The organism is Thermoplasmata archaeon (genome assembly GCA_035532555.1).
Lineage (GTDB): Archaea > Thermoplasmatota > Thermoplasmata > Lutacidiplasmatales > UBA184 > Lutacidiplasma.
Genome location: DATKQS010000024.1, coordinates 195,723 through 211,905 on the forward strand (window position 1 = coordinate 195,723; position 16,183 = coordinate 211,905).

Annotated in this window: 18 protein-coding genes, 1 tRNA gene and 1 pseudogene; 9 read left to right on the forward strand and 11 right to left on the reverse strand. The window is 69.0% G+C overall.

Going from position 1 to position 16,183, the window contains the following annotated elements; translation table 11 throughout:
- Position 1 precedes the first annotated feature (1 nt).
- From VMV28_07755 to VMV28_07775, 5 genes are all read left to right on the forward strand, one after another.
- Entirely contained in the window at positions 2-1,102 is a 1,101-nt protein-coding gene (locus VMV28_07755) for a geranylgeranyl reductase family protein (protein HUZ80492.1), read from the forward strand.
- On the forward strand, positions 1,099-2,163 hold the full coding sequence (locus VMV28_07760) for a polyprenyl synthetase family protein (GenBank protein HUZ80493.1): 1,065 nt from the start codon (positions 1,099-1,101) through the stop codon (positions 2,161-2,163). Before VMV28_07755 ends, VMV28_07760 begins: the two co-directional genes overlap by 4 nt.
- A 69-nt stretch (positions 2,164-2,232) precedes the next feature.
- Positions 2,233-2,688 (forward strand): hypothetical protein, encoded by a 456-nt coding sequence (locus tag VMV28_07765; GenBank protein ID HUZ80494.1) that lies wholly within the window; start codon positions 2,233-2,235, stop codon positions 2,686-2,688.
- Positions 2,689-2,766: 78 nt separating this feature from the next.
- Complete coding sequence (locus VMV28_07770; GenBank protein HUZ80495.1) at positions 2,767-4,785, forward strand: DNA topoisomerase VI subunit B; 2,019 nt, start codon at positions 2,767-2,769, stop codon at positions 4,783-4,785.
- A complete protein-coding gene (locus VMV28_07775; GenBank protein HUZ80496.1) occupies positions 4,742-5,881 on the forward strand; it encodes a DNA topoisomerase IV subunit A in 1,140 nt (379 codons plus the stop codon). The genes VMV28_07770 and VMV28_07775 overlap by 44 nt, the downstream gene beginning before the upstream one ends.
- Here the strand turns inward: VMV28_07775 and VMV28_07780 are convergent.
- From VMV28_07780 to coaBC, 7 genes and pseudogenes are all read right to left on the reverse strand, one after another.
- Positions 5,859-6,323 carry a hypothetical protein gene (locus tag VMV28_07780; GenBank protein ID HUZ80497.1) on the reverse strand — a complete coding sequence of 155 codons (465 nt, stop codon included), beginning with the start codon at positions 6,321-6,323 and terminating at the stop codon, positions 5,859-5,861. The two genes, VMV28_07775 and VMV28_07780, sit on opposite strands and share 23 nt — an antisense overlap.
- A 57-nt stretch (positions 6,324-6,380) precedes the next feature.
- The gene (locus VMV28_07785; GenBank protein HUZ80498.1) at positions 6,381-6,797 is read right to left on the reverse strand and encodes a hypothetical protein; all 417 of its coding nucleotides are present in this window, start codon (positions 6,795-6,797) and stop codon (positions 6,381-6,383) included.
- A gap of 312 nt (positions 6,798-7,109) precedes the next feature.
- Positions 7,110-7,316: a hypothetical protein gene (locus VMV28_07790; GenBank protein ID HUZ80499.1), complete on the reverse strand. Its 207-nt coding sequence runs from the start codon at positions 7,314-7,316 to the stop codon at positions 7,110-7,112.
- The gene (gene sucD, locus VMV28_07795) at positions 7,313-8,197 is read right to left on the reverse strand and encodes a succinate--CoA ligase subunit alpha (GenBank protein ID HUZ80500.1); all 885 of its coding nucleotides are present in this window, start codon (positions 8,195-8,197) and stop codon (positions 7,313-7,315) included. The genes VMV28_07790 and sucD overlap by 4 nt, the downstream gene beginning before the upstream one ends.
- Positions 8,194-8,727: a hypothetical protein gene (locus tag VMV28_07800; protein HUZ80501.1), complete on the reverse strand. Its 534-nt coding sequence runs from the start codon at positions 8,725-8,727 to the stop codon at positions 8,194-8,196. Before VMV28_07800 ends, sucD begins: the two co-directional genes overlap by 4 nt.
- Positions 8,728-8,730: 3 nt before the next feature.
- Positions 8,731-9,348 (reverse strand): annotated as a pseudogene (locus tag VMV28_07805) (ATP-grasp domain-containing protein).
- Positions 9,349-9,381: 33 nt separating this feature from the next.
- Positions 9,382-10,680 (reverse strand): bifunctional phosphopantothenoylcysteine decarboxylase/phosphopantothenate--cysteine ligase CoaBC, encoded by a 1,299-nt coding sequence (gene coaBC / locus VMV28_07810; GenBank protein HUZ80502.1) that lies wholly within the window; start codon positions 10,678-10,680, stop codon positions 9,382-9,384.
- An 85-nt stretch (positions 10,681-10,765) separates the two neighbouring features.
- Here coaBC and VMV28_07815 point away from each other — a divergent pair, with 85 nt between their 5' ends.
- Positions 10,766-11,671, forward strand: coding sequence for an HAD hydrolase-like protein (locus VMV28_07815; GenBank protein ID HUZ80503.1), 906 nt, complete (start codon positions 10,766-10,768; stop codon positions 11,669-11,671).
- On the opposite strand, the gene VMV28_07820 is transcribed toward VMV28_07815, so the two are convergent.
- Positions 11,672-11,778: transfer RNA gene (locus VMV28_07820), tRNA-His, on the reverse strand.
- A 69-nt stretch (positions 11,779-11,847) separates the two neighbouring features.
- Positions 11,848-12,075 carry a hypothetical protein gene (locus VMV28_07825; GenBank protein ID HUZ80504.1) on the reverse strand — a complete coding sequence of 76 codons (228 nt, stop codon included), beginning with the start codon at positions 12,073-12,075 and terminating at the stop codon, positions 11,848-11,850.
- Between the two features lie 108 nt (positions 12,076-12,183).
- Here VMV28_07825 and VMV28_07830 point away from each other — a divergent pair, with 108 nt between their 5' ends.
- Positions 12,184-12,735, forward strand: a complete 552-nt coding sequence (locus tag VMV28_07830) for a hypothetical protein (GenBank protein ID HUZ80505.1) — start codon at positions 12,184-12,186, stop codon at positions 12,733-12,735.
- Between the two features lie 22 nt (positions 12,736-12,757).
- On the opposite strand, the gene VMV28_07835 is transcribed toward VMV28_07830, so the two are convergent.
- Positions 12,758-13,825 carry an alpha/beta hydrolase-fold protein gene (locus tag VMV28_07835; GenBank protein HUZ80506.1) on the reverse strand — a complete coding sequence of 356 codons (1,068 nt, stop codon included), beginning with the start codon at positions 13,823-13,825 and terminating at the stop codon, positions 12,758-12,760.
- A gap of 138 nt (positions 13,826-13,963) precedes the next feature.
- On the opposite strand from VMV28_07835, the gene VMV28_07840 reads away from it, so the two are divergent.
- Together VMV28_07840 and VMV28_07845 are read left to right on the forward strand one after the other, a co-directional pair.
- Positions 13,964-14,290: a thioredoxin family protein gene (locus VMV28_07840; GenBank protein ID HUZ80507.1), complete on the forward strand. Its 327-nt coding sequence runs from the start codon at positions 13,964-13,966 to the stop codon at positions 14,288-14,290.
- Positions 14,291-14,362: 72 nt separating this feature from the next.
- Entirely contained in the window at positions 14,363-15,190 is an 828-nt protein-coding gene (locus tag VMV28_07845) for an SDR family oxidoreductase (protein HUZ80508.1), read from the forward strand.
- A gap of 149 nt (positions 15,191-15,339) precedes the next feature.
- On the opposite strand, the gene VMV28_07850 is transcribed toward VMV28_07845, so the two are convergent.
- Complete coding sequence (locus tag VMV28_07850) at positions 15,340-16,173, reverse strand: alpha/beta hydrolase (GenBank protein ID HUZ80509.1); 834 nt, start codon at positions 16,171-16,173, stop codon at positions 15,340-15,342.
- Positions 16,174-16,183 lie beyond the last annotated feature (10 nt).

A 16,183-nucleotide genomic window follows, 5' to 3' on the forward strand; every position in this document is an offset into this window, starting at 1 on the left:
TATGGAGGAGTTCGACGTGGTGGTCGTCGGCGCCGGGCCGGCCGGCTCCCTCGCCGCCCGTGCCGCGGCCGAAGCGGGCGCGCGGACCCTACTGCTCGACCGCCGCGCCGAGCTCGGAGAGCCCGTCCAATGCGGCGAGTTCCTGCCTACCCCGGGCGAGCTCGCCGACATCTTCCACTCCCCCGAGCTGATCGAAGAGGCGTTCCAGATCCCCCCGGAGACGATCCTGCGGGAGACCCACTGGATGGCATGCGTCTCTCCTTCGGGCCACCGGTTCCGCTTCCCACTCGCGGGCTACATGGTCTCCCGACGGGCGTTCGACAAGGCCCTGGCCTGCGCGGCCGAGGGCGCCGGGGCCGAGCTGCGCTACCCCGTTGGGGTCGCGCGCGTGAGCGGCGAGCGGGTCGAGATGGTGAACGGTACGACCGTCCGCGCGAAGGTCATCATCGGGGCCGACGGCCCGACCTCGACCGTCGCCCGCTCGGTGGGCTTCGCGCCCTCCCGGGAGATGTTCCGCATGATCACCGCGACCGCCGACGGGGTCGGCGGTGATGAGATCGACCTGTACTTCGGGCGCTCGGCTCCCGGAGGGTACGCCTGGTCGTTCCCGCGCTCGACGGACGCGAACGTCGGCCTCGGTGTCACGGAGCTACCGCCCGGCGAATCGCTCAGTTCACTGCTCGACCGCTTCCTCAAGCGGGAGCGGCTCGGCGTCGCCCGCGACCGGACCCGCTGGTGGGTCCCCATCGGGCCCCCGCCCGACACGCTCGTGTTCGGCCGGGCCCTGTTCTGTGGGGATGCCGCGAACCTCGTGATGGCCACGAACGGCGGAGGGATCCCGACGGCGATGCTCAGCGGCTGGCTCGCGGGCCGTGCGGCGGCGCGGCACGCCCGGGAAGGCGCGCCTCTCTCCGAGTACGATCTTGCCTGGCGCTCGGTCCTCGCCCCCCCCCTCGCCCGAGGCCACCGGATCAAGGAAACGACCGACCGGGTCGTCCGTTCGGACCTCGCCCTGACGCTGGGAATGAGATATATTGGAGCGTCGGGATTGGATGCGGTGATGCGCCTGAGGTGGCCGCGCCGCCTCGGGAGGGCTTCGTGACGAGCAGTCATCCACTTCCGGACGCAGGCATCGATTCCTCGGCCCTCGAGGCGGTCGTCCGACAAACGATCGGGGCGGAGGCCCTCGCGGAGCTCTCCGCGCTCCTCCCGGTGCTCGTTCGCGACCTCGCGGACGTCGATTGGCGGGTAGAGCAGGCGCTGGGTTCGCAGTACTCCCAACTGAGCGAGGCGGCGCGTTACGCGTGCTCCACCGGTGGCAAGCGGGTGCGTCCGCTCCTCATGGCGACGATGGCGCGCGCCCTCGGCGCCACCACCACCCAACCCCTTTTGTCGCTCGCGGCCGCGTTCCAGCTCATTCACACCGCCAGTCTCGTGCACGACGACGTCATCGATCACGCCGATCTGCGCCGAGGAAGGCCGTCCATGCCCCGTGCGTATGGAACGGCCCTCGCCATCGTGACGGGCGATTACCTGTTCGTTCGCGCCTTCGAGCTCGCCGCCGAGTACCCGAAGGCGATCATCGTCCGATGCGGGGAGGCCTGCGCGGAACTGGTCGAGGGCGAGGTGCTCCAGGAGAATACCCTGTTCGATCTCGCCTCGGGCCGGGAACACTACCTGCGCGTGGTCGAGCGGAAGACCGCGTCGATCGTGGCGGCGGCCCTCTCCTCGGTCGCGGAGCTCGCCGGAGCTCCCCAAGCCACCATCGACGCCGCCGGCACGTACGGCCGGTCGCTCGGCATCTCCTTCCAAATCCGGGACGATCTACTGGATGTCTACGGCGACCCGGACCTATTGGGAAAGCCGCTCTACGCGGACTTCCGGGAGGGAAACCCCACCCTCGTCGCGATCGAGACCTACGCTCGGCTCGACCCGAAGCGCCAGACCGAGTTCGAGCGACTGTTCCAGCGCCGGCACAAGAAAGCGAGCCACCTCATCCGCATGCGGGAGCTTGCCGATGCCGCGGGGGTCCGAGAGCCGATCACCCTCGAATCCCAGCTCTGGGCCGAGCGCGCGATCCGCGCGCTCGCTCCGGTTCCCCCGGGACCGTACCGCGTGCTGCTCGAGCGGCTGGCCCACGGGGCGGCCGAGCGCCGGTTCTGAGCGTTCCGCTGGAGCGAAACCTACATAGTCGCCTCCGCCGCATCGAACGGCTCGGACGGGACTCCAACGATGTCTCCGGCAGCCCACGGTACGGTCCATGAATTCGACCACCTCCCGGAGTCCTGGGAGACGTTCGCCCACGTCCCACGCCGCCCGATCGGCGTGGCGGTGCTCTCGGCCCTCATCGCGGCCGCCGGCATGCTCGCCATCGTGGGAGCCGCCTTCTTCCTCATCTCCCATTACATGGGATGGGCCACGCCGACGAGCGTTCTACCGGCCCCGCTCAACTTCGCCGGCATCCTCGCGGGACCCTTCGGCGCGATGATCACGCTTGTCGTGGGCGGGGTCGGCCTCGGGGTGGCGACCAGCCTGTGGCGCCAGGAGGTCTGGGCGCTGTGGACGGTCACCGTGTTCGCCTTCGCCGGGGTCGCCTACTTGGTCCTGACCGGCTCCTTCACGGTGCTCCTCGCCCTCCTCGTGATCCTGGTGGTCTACATGCTCACCGTGCGCCGCTACTTCTTCTGACCTCGGGACGCCGTCCGGATCGAGCTTCGTTCGACTCCAACCTTGGACTTATAGAGGTCCATCGTGCCTCGCACTCTCGTGGCCCCGGCCCGTTCCATCGCCGAGCAATTGGCGTCGAAGCAGCGCGAGATCTCGGTCGCCGAGTTCTTCGAGCGGAACCGCCAGATCCTGGGGTTCGACAACCCCCAGCGCTCCCTCCTGACGACGGTCAAGGAGGCCGTCGATAACGGCCTCGACGCCTCGGAGGAGGCCGGGATCCTGCCCGACCTCCGGGTGGAGATCTCGAAGGAGGGCGAGAGCGGCGACCGGCTGCGGGTGGCGGTCGAGGACAGCGGGCCGGGGATCGTGCGGCGCGAGATCCCGAACGTCTTCGGCCGTCTCCTCTACGGCTCCCGATTCCATTCCAACCGCCAGGCGCGCGGGCAGCAGGGGATCGGGATCTCGGCGGCGGTGCTGTACGCGGGCCTCACCACCGCTCGCCCGGCCCGGATCACCTCGAAGATCGCCGAGGAGGAAGGAGCGCGGGTGCTCGAGCTCATCCTCGACACCCAAAAGAACCTCCCCCGGATCATCTCCGAAGAGGTCCGGCTCTGGGACCGGGAGCACGGCACGCGCATCGAGCTCGTCCTGAAGGCGAAGTACGTTCGCGGTCGGCAGTCTCCGCTCGAGTATCTCCGCGGCACGGCGATCGTCAACCCGCACGCGCGGATCGTTCTCGTGGAGCCGGACGGGACCAAGGTCACCTTCGAACGCGCGACGAGCGATCTACCGCCCATCTCCAAGGAGACGCTGCCGCATCCGTACGGACTCGAGCTCGGCGAGCTCGGCTACCTCTTGAAGGCCTCCAAGCGTGAGAACATCCGCGAAATGCTCTCCCGCGACCTCGCCGGCGTGAGCGTGCGGACCTCGCGCGAGGTCGTAGCGGCGGCCGGCCTCAAAGGCAGCGAGGCACCGGCGTCGCTCTCGGGCGAGGCCCAGGAGAAGCTCCTCGCCGGCCTTCGCAGTGTGGAACTGGTGGCCCCCTCGGCGGAGGGTCTCTCCCCGATCGGCCCCATGCTCATCAAACGCGGACTGCGCAACGTGCTCGGCGACGTGCGCCCGGATTTCTTCGCGCCTCCCGTCAGCCGGCCCCCAAAGGTGCGCGGAGGGTTCCCGTTCCTCGTGGAGGTCGGCCTCGTCTACGGCGGTGGGCTGCCGGCCGACCAGCCTCTGCAGCTCCTCCGGTTCGCCAATCGGGTCCCCCTGCTCTTCCAGCAGGGCGCCTGCGCGATCACGAGCGCCGTCGGCTCGATCGATTGGCGGCGCTACGGCCTCGATCAGAAGGGTGGGAACGGGCTCCCGACGGGCCCGTGCCTATTGCTCGTGCACGTGGCCTCCACCAAGATCCCGTTCACGAGTGAGGCGAAGGAGGCGCTCGCCGAGGACGAGGACCTCGACCGCGAGCTCACGCTGGCGATCCAGGCCGCGGCCCGTCACCTGAAGACCCATCTCTCTCGGGTCGGGCGGCGCCAGTTCGCGAGCGACAAGTTCGCGATCATCCAGAAGATCCTGCCCCGGCTCGCGGAGAAGGCGAGCCGCCTGATCGACCAGCCCGTGCCCGATCTCGCCCCGGTGATCACGAAGATCATGGACGTGGTGACCCTCGAACCCACGGTCGTTGCCGACGCGCGCTCGGTGCGGATCGTGGTGGAGATCACCAACTACACGGCTCGGCCCCGCGTCCTCGAAGTCTTCCTGGAGGTCGACCCGACGACGCTCGCGCTCGCCGAGTACGCGCCGGCTCCCGAGGGGATCGACCGCGGGCTCGGACGGGCCTGGTGGACCCTCGAAAAGCTGGCCTCCAACGCGCGCACCCAGATCGAGCTTCGGTTCCCCGCCCGGACCGACGTCGAGGCCAACGACCTCGATTTCTACGTGGCCGGCGTCGACGAAGCTCATCTCCTGGGCGCCGATCCGCTCCCCGGCGACTGGGACGTACGCCTCCCCCGCGCGATCATCGAGGCGGCCGAGGCCGCCGAGAACGGCCCTACCGACGAAGAGGAGGTGGACTACGATGCCGCGGAAGCGAGCGCCCACGTCTCCGAAGACGAAAGCTGAGGATGAGCCGAAGGTCCGGGCCGATGCCCTGCGGCCCACGATCGACCTCGCGCGGCTCATCCACTCCCAGCTCGTCGATGGCGAGATCCCGCGGATGCGCCTGCCGCTGCGGACCAAGCAGAACATCGCCTTCCAGATGCGCGAAGGCGTCTGGCGGCTCGGCAAGGCGACCGGGACGCGGAGCGCGCGCAAGCTCGACGGCGCCCTGATGCTCCTGAGGACGTTCTACCTTGTCGATTTCATCAACGAGATGGCCCGCGACGGGAAGACGTCGACGTTGCGGGAGCTCTACTACATCAGCGAAGGATGGGAGGAGGGCAAGTTCCACAGCGAGGACGAATCGAACCTCCTCGTCGAGGATCTCGAGGTGATGTGCTCGCGCCTACGCGAGGACTTCCGCCTCCACCCCGAGGAGAACGGAGCCAGTATCATCGGCGACATCACGATCCGTGAGCGGAACCGCAAAGGAGCGGTCAAGACGATCAACTGCCGGGAGGATGTCGGAGACGGGGGATACGCGCTCCCGTCGAACGTCGAGAAGGAGAAGATCGAGTTCGTGAAGGCGAAGGCCAAGTTCGTCATCGCGATCGAGTGCGGCGGGATGGTCGACCGGCTCGCCGAGAACGGGTTCGACGAAGCGAACGATGCGCTCCTCGTGCATCTGAAGGGGCAGCCGGCCCGCTCGACGCGCCGCTTCCTCAAGCGCGTGAACGAGGAGCTGAAACTGCCCGTGGTGGTGTTCACCGACGGGGATCCCTGGTCGTTCCGCATCTTCGCGAGCGTCGCCTACGGCGCGATCAAGACCGCGCACATCTCCCAGTACCTGGCGACCCCCGGAGCGGAGTTCCTCGGTGTGACCGCCTCCGACATCGAGAACTACGACCTTCCGTCCGACCGCCTCAGCGAGGTCGATATCAAGGCCCTGCAGGCCGAGCTCTCCGACCCGCGCTTCGCAACGGCCGAGTGGCGCTCGGAGATCGAGCTGATGCTCAAGAACGGGAAGAAGGCCGAGCAGCAGTCCCTCGCGAAGTACGGCCTCAACTATGTGACGGACCACTACCTGCCGGAGAAGCTCAAGGAGATGGGCGTTCTCTAACGACGTGCGGCGCGCCAGAGATGCGGCGCGCGTCCCGGGCCGCCCACGCGATCAGAGCGACCAGCGCGGCCAGGAACCCGAACTGGATCGAGGCGAGGCCGAGCGGGACCGCGCCCGACGCCAGTCCGGCCCCGACGGACGCCATTCCGACGAGCACCACGAACGCCCCGATGCTAGCGCCCAGGACATGGCCGGGTTCCCGGCGCAGTCCGGCGGCGAGCGCGATCATTGCGACGGTGAGGAGGAGGAGGAGACCCGCCGCGATCTCGTGGATCAACCCGACCCACGTCGCGGGCGACGCAAGGCACGCCGGGAACGCCGGACAGGTGGCGGTCTCGCTCGTCGTGCCGAGGACGATGAGCGTGGCCGCCACGAGCCCGACCGCGATCGCGACGAGCCCCACCGAATAGAGCGCGTGGGCACGGCGTTCGAACGTGGTCATGGAGGGGCGAGGGAGCGCTACGCCTGTTTATCTCCGAGCCACCGCAACCGGGCGGCGTTAGGCGAGCCCGAGCACGCGCCGACCGTCGTCGGAGAGGACGCGGTCGAACTCCTCGCGAGCGACGTAGACGAACGAGTCGGGCGCGAGCGCGACGCGTCGGAAGTCGAACCCCTGCTCTCGGAACTCGGTCCCCTCCGCCGCCGACTCGACCGCCGTGCCGGCCTCGCGCGGGCCCGGCCGCACGCCGTCCGGGGCGAGGAACAGGAGATCGGCGCCGATGTCGAGGACGACCGAGGCGCGAGGGACGATGACCCGCAGGTGGATCAGGTGGGGGCGCAGGCGGCTCTCGCTCTCGGTCTCGGTCCGGGTGAAGACGACGAACTCGATCCCGCCCACGGTCGCGAGCCGATCGTAGGAGAACGACTTGTGCCGGAACTCGAGAATGTTCACCTCGAAATCGGAAGGTTCGAGCACGCGCGCGGGGAACCGGGTTCGCTACATAACAGGGGTCGGGCGCGGAACCTTCCCGTCCCGGCCCGCGTCCGCCCTCGACCGGCCGCCGGTAACGCTAATAAGCCATAGAGGCACCGCGACCCCACTCGGATTGGGGTGCGATGAAACGTAGCTCGCGCGCATGGAAGAAGCGCGGCCACATGCGATGGAAATGGCGCAAGAAGCGGATGCGCCGACGCATGCGGGCCCAGAAGATGCGTAAGCAGTGAGGGCCGGTCGGCCTTCACTGCAACCGGATCCGCTCCCTTCGGAGCGGATCCCCTTCCCCGGCGTTTACCAATCGAGACGGGCGAGCTTGCGGGCCTCTTTGGTGGCTTTCTTCCACTCCTTGTAGTGGGCCTTGCACAGATGCGCCCGGCGCCCCTTCTCCGAGAGCTGCGGGAACGCTTTGCGCGCCTCGGTCAAGGCAAGGTTGCGTTCGGCCTCTCCCCCGCAGCCAGGGACCGCGCAGATGGAGGGCGTCGGGGCCTCGGGGCTCACCGGCGGCCCCGCTCCCGAAGAACCTCGGAGACGAGATCCGGAATCTCGAAGGGGAACCGCCCGACCCGCGCACCGGCGGCCTCGAGCGCGGCCTGCTTCGACTGCGCCGTGCCCTTGCCACGCGAGATGATCGCTCCGGCGTGGCCCATCCGCTTTCCGGCGGGTGCGGAGCGGCCGGCGATGTAGGCGACCACGGGCTTGGTGAAGTGATGACGGATGTACTCCGCGGCGTCCTCCTCGGCGGTGCCTCCGATCTCTCCTACCAGGACGAGGATATCGGTGTCCGCGTCGTTCTCGAACCAGGGAAGGGCATCGACGAAGGAGGTGCCGACCACGGGGTCTCCCCCCAGGCCGATACAGGTCGACTGGCCAAGACCGTTCTCCCGGATCCCGTTGACGATCTCGTAGGTCAGCGTCCCGCTTCGGCTGATGACCCCGACGCGTCCCGGGCGGAAGACGACGTTCGGGATGATCCCGACCTTCGCCTTCCCCGGCGAGGCGACGCCCGGACAGTTCGGGCCGACGATGCGGGCGCCCCGCTCCTTCGCGTAGTGGTACATGATGAGCATGTCGTGGAACGGGATGTGCTCGGTGACGATCACGACCAAGCGGATGCCCGCGTCCACGGCCTCGAGGAGCGCGTCCTTGGCGAACGGCGCCGGAACGAAGATGCACGAAGCGTTCGCGCCCGTTCGATCCACGGCCTCCCGGACCGAGTCGAAGACGGGAACCCCTTCGACCTGGGTGCCGGCCTTACCGGGGGTCACACCGGCGACGACCTTCGTGCCGAAGAGCTTCATCTGGCGAGTATGCCCGCTCCCCTGATGGCCCGTGATGCCCTGGACGACCACCCTCGTGTCGGCGTCGACGAGGACGCTCATGCGCGACCTCCGGCCGCCGTGGGGCCCTGGGCGGCGGCGACGACCGACTGGGCCGACTCCTTCAGGCTCGAGAGCGCCGTGATGCCCGCCTTGCGGAGGATCTCGATCCCCTCGACCTCGTTGTTCCCGCGGATCCGCGCGACGAGCGGGAAGCGCTCGGCCGGCGGGATCTGGCCCATCGCCTGCACGAGACCGGTCGCGACGGTATCGCACCGCGTGACGCCTCCGAAGATGTTCAGGAACACGGCCCTCGGTCTCGCTTGAGCCATCAGAAGGAACGCCTCGGACACCTTCGCCGGGTCGTCCGTACCCCCGAGGTCGAGGAAGACCCCCGGGTGGCCCCCGAACTCCGTGAGCACATCGAGCGTGGCCATCGTGAGTCCGGCCCCGTTCGCAATCACGCCGATGTTGCCGTCGAGCTGAACGAAGGCGATCTCCTTCTCCCGTGCGATCTCCTCGAGCGGGGTCCGGTCGTCCCGGATCTCGGAGTACTCCGGATGCCGGAACGCGGCATCATCTTCGATGATCACCTTGGCGTCCAGGGCGACCAGTCCCTCTCCGACCACCGCGAGCGGATTGATCTCGATGAGCTCGGCATCCTCGGCGTTGAACGCCTTCCACAAGGCGTCGAGCAGCGGGGAGAGGGCCCTGCTCGCGGCTCCCGTGAGCCCGAGCGACTGGGATGCGCGGCGCTTCTCGTACGCTGCGAGGCCGGGGAACGGATGGATCGGCTGGCGGATGATGGCCGAGTCCTCCACGATCTCGATCTCGACTCCTCCCTGGGAGCTCGTCAGGAGGATGGGGACGCGCGCGCTCCGATCGAGCGTGATCGCGACGTAGAGTTCCCTCCCGATCGCGAGCTTGCCTTCGAGGAGGACCTCGCGGACCCGCTCTCCCTTGAACTCGAGTGCGAGGATCGCCTGCGCCGCCGCGCGGACCTCTTCCGGGGTGTTCGCGAATCGGACGGCCCCGCCCTTCCCGCGGCCTCCGGCGAGCACCTGAGCCTTGATGACGCAGGGGAGAGGTACACTGCCGTCCCGGACCCACTGCTCGGCCTCCGCAGGGCTCCGGGCGACGCGCCCGGGGGGTAGCGGAACCCCATACTTTCGGAAGATCTCCTTGCCTCTCCACTCGGCCAGTTTGACCATGCTCGCGCGCCTCGCCCGCGCGAAGGTTGCGCCGTATTAAGGCCGATGGCGCCGCACCGCGGGCTTCCGGGATCGGGCCGCCCGGGCCGGGGGTCGCGCTCGGCGGTTGTTGAGCTCGCGCCCGATGTCGTCGAGCAACTTTCCCGCGAACGTGTTCTTGGTCCCCCGGATCCAGTGATGGCCCCCGCCCGGAGGCAGCACGAGGGCGTTCGTGGTCGGGCTCCCCATCGTAGCGACGTCGTTGGCGACGACCCAGTCGAGACCGGCGGCACGCTGCAGGCGGCGCGCGGAGGCCTCGAGCTCCGCGTCGGATCGATCGGCTTCGAGCTTGAACCCGATGAGGCGCGTGGGAGGGGGGGCGAGCCGCCGCAGCTCGGGGAGCACTTTGGGGGCCGGGCGCAAGACTATTTCGAGATCCGCGCGATCGTGGGACGATATCTTCCCCGACGCGCGTGCGGTCGTGAAATCCGACAACGCGGCCGGCACGAGGATCGTGGAGGTCTCGCGAAGCTCCCGCGCCCGGCGGCGGGCCAACGCGCGAAGATCCGCGACGCTTCGCCAGGTCCGCGTGGCGATGAAGGAGGGTATCGGCACTTGCATCGGCCCGGCCCACAGCTCCACGTTCGCCCCCCGGAAGTGTGCCTGCACGGCGAGGGCGATCCCGGTAGCGCCACTGCTCTCGTTGGTGATCGATCGGACTCGGTCGATGGGCTCGCGGGCGGCGCCCGCGATCACGACGACCTTTCGTCCAGCCCACGGGCCGCGGGCCGCGCGGTGCAGCACCGCCGCGGCGACCTCCTCCGGGGTTGCCAGCTTCTCCTCGCCCTCGACCGTCTGGCCCTGGATCAGCTCGATTCCCCAGGAGCTCAGCTTCGCGAGGTTCTCCCGGACGGCGGGGCTGAGGCCCATGTGGGTGTGCATCGCGGGGGCGATCAGCATCGGAACGCCACCGCCGAGGGCCATCGAGGCGCAGGCGGTCACCGGAGTGTCGTCGATCCCGTGCGCGATCTTCGCGATCGTGTTCGCGGTCGCCGGAGCGATGAGGTAGAGGTCCGCACGACCTTCGCCGGGGCCGAGCAGGGTAACGTGTTCGACGTTCCCGCTTAGTTGCACCACCGGAGGATGGCCCGTGGCGAACTCGATGACCTCCGGAGTCACTAGGCGGGTCGCGTCCGCGCTCATCACGGCCTGGACGTCGGCGCCATGGCGTATCAGCTCGCGAGCGATCCGGGGGACCTCGATCGCAGCGACCGACCCCGAGATCCCGAGCACGATGCGCCGCCCGGCAAGGAGGGAGGTCGCTCGACCGCGGATCGAATCGCTCGGGTGGACCATGGATCACTGCTCCCGGCGGGCGCACGGAGCTTCGAGAGCGTATAGGCCCGGCCCCCTTAAGACGGTCGTTCCGCTTTGCCCCTCGATGCCCTCACGGAAGCCTCGCCCGCCCCGCCCGGCGGCTCGAACGACGCCGCCGGAGGCCGCTCCGCTCGAGGGCCGAGAACTCCCCGTCGTGGGCCGCGCCTCGGAGTCCTCCTTCGTGGCCATGCCGGCGGTCCGTGTCGCTCCCGCGAGCGTGGCTCCACGTCGGGTGCGCCGGGGCGTGGTGGTCTTCGACCTGGACGGCACGATCCTGGACGATCTCTCGCTGATCAGCCACGTGGCGTCGGACGTGCTGAACAAGGCGTTCGGGACCCCGCCCGAGGAGGGTCGGATCCATTACCTGGCCACGACCGGGATGCCGTTCGAGGCGCAGCTCGCCCAGCTGTACCCGGACGCCCCTGCGGCCTTGCGCGCTTCGACCGCGCGGACCTTCCACCAACGCAAGATCTCCGAGGCCTACGCCCACGCCGGGCCGTTCCCCGAGATCCCCAAACTGCTCAAGCGGCTCGATCGAGAGCAGTGGACCATGGTCATCTCCACCGGTGCGGAGGCCGAGATGGCCGACCTGATGCTCGAGCGAGAGGGGTTGCGGTATTGGTTCGAGGACGTCCTAGGCTCCAAGGACGGGACCAAGCGCGAGCACCTCGCAGAGTACCGCCGACGGTACCCCGGGGTTCCTCTGTTCTTGGTGGGAGATTCACGCTTCGACATGGAGGCCGGCCGCGGCGTCCCCGGGGCGCTCCCGGTCGCCCGCGCCACCAGCCTTCACGGCTGGGCCCTCACCCCGGAGGATCTGCGACGTTGGGGGGCCGCGTGGGCGGACTACTCGCTCACGGGCCTACCGGAGGCGCTCGCCTCTCTCGAGATCGGACGCGCCGCGCCTTCGAAGTCGAAGGTCGCTGCGAAGAACCGCCCGAACACCTCGCGCCGGCGCGGCGCGAAGTAGGGCCGGGACCGAGAGTCTCAGGAAACGGGGGACGGCCCCGTCTCGCTTTGAACCCGGGTCGAGGGATCCACAGTCCCCCAGGATAGGCCAAGCTACCCCATCCCGGCCACGCCGGCCGGAGTTCGGGCCAAGATGAAAAGCCTTGCTCGCGCCGGAACCACCCGCCGGTCGCTTCTTCACCGAGGCAGGGAGGAGTTCTCGCGCTCCAGGAACGCTTGCCGCGCGCGTCGCTCGGCGCGTCCGACGTAGACGAAGAAGCCGCCGAGGCCGATGCCGAGCGTTACGTACGCGTAGAGGTACGCCCCTTCCCACCCGATCCCTGCGGCCGCGAGCGCGACCCAGAAGCTGACGCCGAGCGCGATGAGGAGCGCTCCTCCGATGACGAACCCCGTTTCGCGGAGCATTCGAGCGGTACCCCCTCCCCGACAGGCCCCGCCGGGTTAAGCCGACCGTGCCGCCGGGCCGCTTCCCCTGCCCGTGCCGTTATGACCTCTGCAGTTGCTCCGGGTGCGATGGCGTTTACGCCCTTCGCGTCGGTCGACCGCGAGGCCCTGCGCTGGCTCCGCGTCGGCCCGACCTCGCCCGAGTTCCAGCTCCTATCGGGGCCGGTGCTGGTCGGTTCGCTCTCCTGGACGAGGGCCCAGGGATCCCTCGCGCTCGCTCGGATCGCCGATCGGGAGTTCACGATCAAGCGGGTCGGTTTCCTGAACCCCCACGTCACCGTTCGGCGGAAGGGGGAGGAGAAGGATCTCGCCCGCCTCGTCGGTCACCTCAGCCACCATCGCATCGAGCTCGCCGGCGGCGCCCGCTACGACCTGAAGCGCGCGGGACTGCTCGTTCCGGCCTGGCAGCTTCTCGCCGACGATGGGACGGAGCTCTCGCACGTCGAGCCCGTGCGGGAAGGCCGTCGTCTCGACGGCGGGACCGTTCAGGTATCCGCCCCCGCTCGCGACCTCACCGAGCTTCCCCTGCTCCTCCTCCTAACGTGGTACTTCATCGTCCTCTCCTGGCGCGAGGACGAAGCCGTCTCCGAATGGACGGACCACGCCGAGGGCCAGTTCTGAGACCGCGCCGTACCGCGCGCGCTCACTTCGGGGCCGGCGGGAAGCCCACCGCCCGGAGCAGGCGCGGGATCATCACATCGTATCGCGGGCCTTTGTCGAAGTGGCCTCCGGGAAACTCCTGGTGATCGATGGAGACCCCCTGGCGTCGTGCCTCGGCCGCGAAGACACGGGAAGAGACATCCAGCCCGAACTCGTCCTTCAGGCCGCCATCGGCGTAGACGTAGGCGAGCGACCGGAGCGCGGATCGGTACCTCTCCTCACGGATCATGCGGACCGGGTCCCAGGCGAGCCACCTCGCCCAGACGTCGGGCCGGAGCTCTCCGGAGTCGAGGTCGAACGGTAGGTCGAATCGGCCCGGTTCGGAGTCGATCGCCGAGTAGCAGGAGGCATACGCCATCGTCGACAGCGCCTGCAGATCCTCGTTCTTCGGTCCGAAGCCGTCGGTCGGAGTTTGGAACAGCGTGCGTAGCAGTGCTTCCGGCCCCCCGGCTCTGCGGATGGCGCGGAGGGCGTGGGGGAAATCCGGCGGATAGCAATACTCGAAGTACATGTCCCCCGCGTTCGACGCCGCGGCGCGGAAGACATCGGGGTGCCGCAGCGCCAAGAACAGGGCCCCGTACCCTCCGCTCGAAGTCCCCAGGGTCACGGTCGGCCCCGTGCGGTACTTCGCTTGGATCATTGGAACGATCTCGTCGACGACGTAGTCCTCGTAGCGTCCCGTGGCGCTCGAGTTCATGTACTGGCTTCCTCCGAGCGTCGTGATGCAGTCCGGCCCGACCATGACGGCCTCGGCGGCGGCACCGCTCCGGATCAGGCGATCGAGCCGAGCTACGATCGATTCGCGCAAGTAGTCCGAAGAACGGAAGTGGGCCGGGCCGGCTCCCGTGTAGCCCGAAAGCAAGATCAAGAGCGGTCGGCCCTCGGTGCGGCCGGACGGTGGGATGTAGACGGGCACGCTGCGCTCGGTCGGATCTCCCCATGGATTCCCGCGGAGCACCGTACTCGTGAACCGATGGGTCTCGATCCGGCCGCTCAACTCCGGAGGGAACATCTCTTCGGCGCGTGCATCGGTCGGGACTTTCCAGGTCATGGCACCGCCATTCCGAAGAGGGGCTTACGGGTTCCGTTCGGGCGCGCTCCCCCGCGCACTCCTTGGATTCGGCCGGAGTGAGGTGCGCGTTAGCGCCGGCTTGAATAAGGCTGCGGGCTCGTTTCTCACGGAGCAGGGATGGAGAAGTGGGGTGCGGAAGCGTTCCGCGGGGATCGGCTCGACCGGCCCGGAGATTGGGGAGTCTGCTTCCTCGCCGACTGGTGCCCGTTCTGCCGGGATTACGTGCCCCGGTTCCAGAGGCTCGATGGGGTCGCTCCGTTCCCCCTCGCCGTCGCCGATGTCACGGACCTCGAGAGTCCCCTGTGGGACATCTTTCACATCGACGTCGTCCCCACGCTCGTCGCGTTCCGCGACGGAAAGGCGATCTGGCGCAAAGACGGGGTGCGAATGGTCGGACTCAACGCGAGGGACCTCGACGAGCTACGCCAAGCGCTCGCCCGGTGACCCCGACCTCGCTCCTCCCTCCCTGCCGGCCGTCCTCGGGGTTTTTGACCCCCTGCTTCCTTCCCGGTGGCCGTGGAATCCACCTCGAAGCCCGTAGCACTCGTCACCGGAGGGGGTACGGGTCTCGGGCTTGCGATCGCGGCGGGGCTGGCCGACGACGGGTACGACCTCGCGATCGCGAGCCGATCGGACGAGCACCTGACCCGCGGCTCGGCCGCTTTGCGCCGGCACGGGGCTCGGGTCGTCGCGGTCCGGACGGACGTGAGGGAGCCGGATCAGGTCGATCATCTCCTCGCGGAGATCCAGCGCGAATACGGACGACTCGACGTCCTCATCAACAACGCCGCCGGCAACTTCCCGGTCGCCGCCGAGTCGTTGTCCCCGAACGGATGGAGAGCCGTCGTGGGGATCGTCCTGGACGGGACGTTCTTCTGCTCGCGGGCGGCGTTCCCCATGCTCTCTCGCTCGCCCCACGCCTCGATCGTCAACATCATCGCGGCGTACGCATGGATGAGCGGGCCGGGAACCGTTCACTCGGCGGCCGCCAAGGCCGGAGTGCTGGCGCTCACCCGGACCCTCGCGGTCGAGTGGGCCTCCCGGGGGATCCGGGTGAACGCCGTCGCTCCCGGACCGATCCGCACAGAGGGCACCGATCGACAGCTGTGGACCTCGGAGGAGCTCGTCGAGCGGGTCCGGCGCGGCATCCCCATGGGACGGTTCGGAACCCCGGAGGAGATCGCCGACGCAGTTCGTTTCCTCGTGAGCTCTCGGGCGGGCTACATCACCGGCCAGGTCCTTGCCATCGACGGGGGCCAGTGGCTCGGCACGGGGGTCATGGAGCTCCTCCGGCCGTTCGTGTCCGACCGCTCCTCAGTGCCTCCCGGGAACCCCCCGGGGTGACCCGTCGGTTTCTCTCGGCCCGAGGGCGGCGACAACCCCACGCGCGGGGCATGGCGAGGGACGGGCCTGGATCGTCGAACTCCGAGGTCGCTCCTACTACGGAGGCCGTAGGTAGAACGCGATGCGGTCGGGATCGGAGTCGGCGTTGGCTACATCGTCGGTACGTTGCGTTCGACGAGGAATGCGAGCAGGGTGGCGACGTAGAGGTCCGGGTGGGTGATCTGCGGATCGTGTCCCGCGTCCCGCAGTTGCCGCACGGTCGCGTTAACGAGGGCTCGCTCGAGCGCCACGCTCATGCGGTGCAGGAAGGCCGGGCTCACCGTTCCCTCCGTCAGGAGGATCGGGATCAGCAGCTCGCGGAGGCCCGGTCCCGCCGGGGGTCGTTCCGTCGCCGGGTCGCTGAACTCCTCCAGCCATCGCGGAGTGTAGCGCAGCAGCTCGGCCCGCGTCTCGGGCCGGAACCGATCCCACGCCGTCGGGTCCCCGGCGAAGTGCCCGAAGACCTCCCGCGCCGCCCCTTCCAGGTCCCCGCGCCGGATCCGGTCCTGCTCCGCGCGAAGGCCCGAGCGCAAGCGCTCCGCCTCGGGGGCCGTTGCTGGATCGTCGTCCAGCAGGCCCAGGTACGGCGGCTCGTGCAGCGACAGGCTGCGCACCAGCTCGGGCCGATCTACGGCGAGGCGGAGCGCCACGATCGCCCCGTAGGAGTGTCCGACGAGGTGGGCCGGATAGTGGTTCGTGGCCTCGAGCAGGGCGCCGAGATCGGCCGCGTCACTCTCCAGAGCGTGGGCTCGAGGGACGAACGTGCTCTGCCCGTGCCCCCGACGGTCGTAGGCGATCACCTGCATCGATCCGGCGAGTCCCGGAAGGACCGCGCGCCAGGACCGTAGGTCGACCCAGGACCCATGCACGAGTGCGGCCGGATCTCCCTCGCTGCCCCGGGCCACGTAGTGGAGCTCGACTCCGTTCGCGTGGATACTCGGCATCGATCGCTCC

What these genes read in the sequence shown, in the direction of transcription:
- VMV28_07755 (HUZ80492.1), top strand. Translation starts at nt 2, where the DNA reads ATGGAGGAGTTCGACGTGGTGGTCGTCGGCGCCGGGCCGGCCGGCTCC.
- VMV28_07765 (HUZ80494.1), top strand. Translation starts at nt 2,233, where the DNA reads ATGTCTCCGGCAGCCCACGGTACGGTCCATGAATTCGACCACCTCCCG.
- VMV28_07775 (HUZ80496.1), top strand. Translation starts at nt 4,742, where the DNA reads ATGCCGCGGAAGCGAGCGCCCACGTCTCCGAAGACGAAAGCTGAGGAT.
- VMV28_07780 (HUZ80497.1), bottom strand. Translation starts at nt 6,323, where the DNA reads ATGACCACGTTCGAACGCCGTGCCCACGCGCTCTATTCGGTGGGGCTC.
- sucD (HUZ80500.1), bottom strand. Translation starts at nt 8,197, where the DNA reads ATGAGCGTCCTCGTCGACGCCGACACGAGGGTGGTCGTCCAGGGCATC.
- coaBC (HUZ80502.1), bottom strand. Translation starts at nt 10,680, where the DNA reads ATGGTCCACCCGAGCGATTCGATCCGCGGTCGAGCGACCTCCCTCCTT.
- VMV28_07815 (HUZ80503.1), top strand. Translation starts at nt 10,766, where the DNA reads ATGCCCTCACGGAAGCCTCGCCCGCCCCGCCCGGCGGCTCGAACGACG.
- VMV28_07825 (HUZ80504.1), bottom strand. Translation starts at nt 12,075, where the DNA reads ATGCTCCGCGAAACGGGGTTCGTCATCGGAGGAGCGCTCCTCATCGCG.
- VMV28_07830 (HUZ80505.1), top strand. Translation starts at nt 12,184, where the DNA reads ATGGCGTTTACGCCCTTCGCGTCGGTCGACCGCGAGGCCCTGCGCTGG.
- VMV28_07835 (HUZ80506.1), bottom strand. Translation starts at nt 13,825, where the DNA reads ATGACCTGGAAAGTCCCGACCGATGCACGCGCCGAAGAGATGTTCCCT.
- VMV28_07840 (HUZ80507.1), top strand. Translation starts at nt 13,964, where the DNA reads ATGGAGAAGTGGGGTGCGGAAGCGTTCCGCGGGGATCGGCTCGACCGG.
- VMV28_07850 (HUZ80509.1), bottom strand. Translation starts at nt 16,173, where the DNA reads ATGCCGAGTATCCACGCGAACGGAGTCGAGCTCCACTACGTGGCCCGG.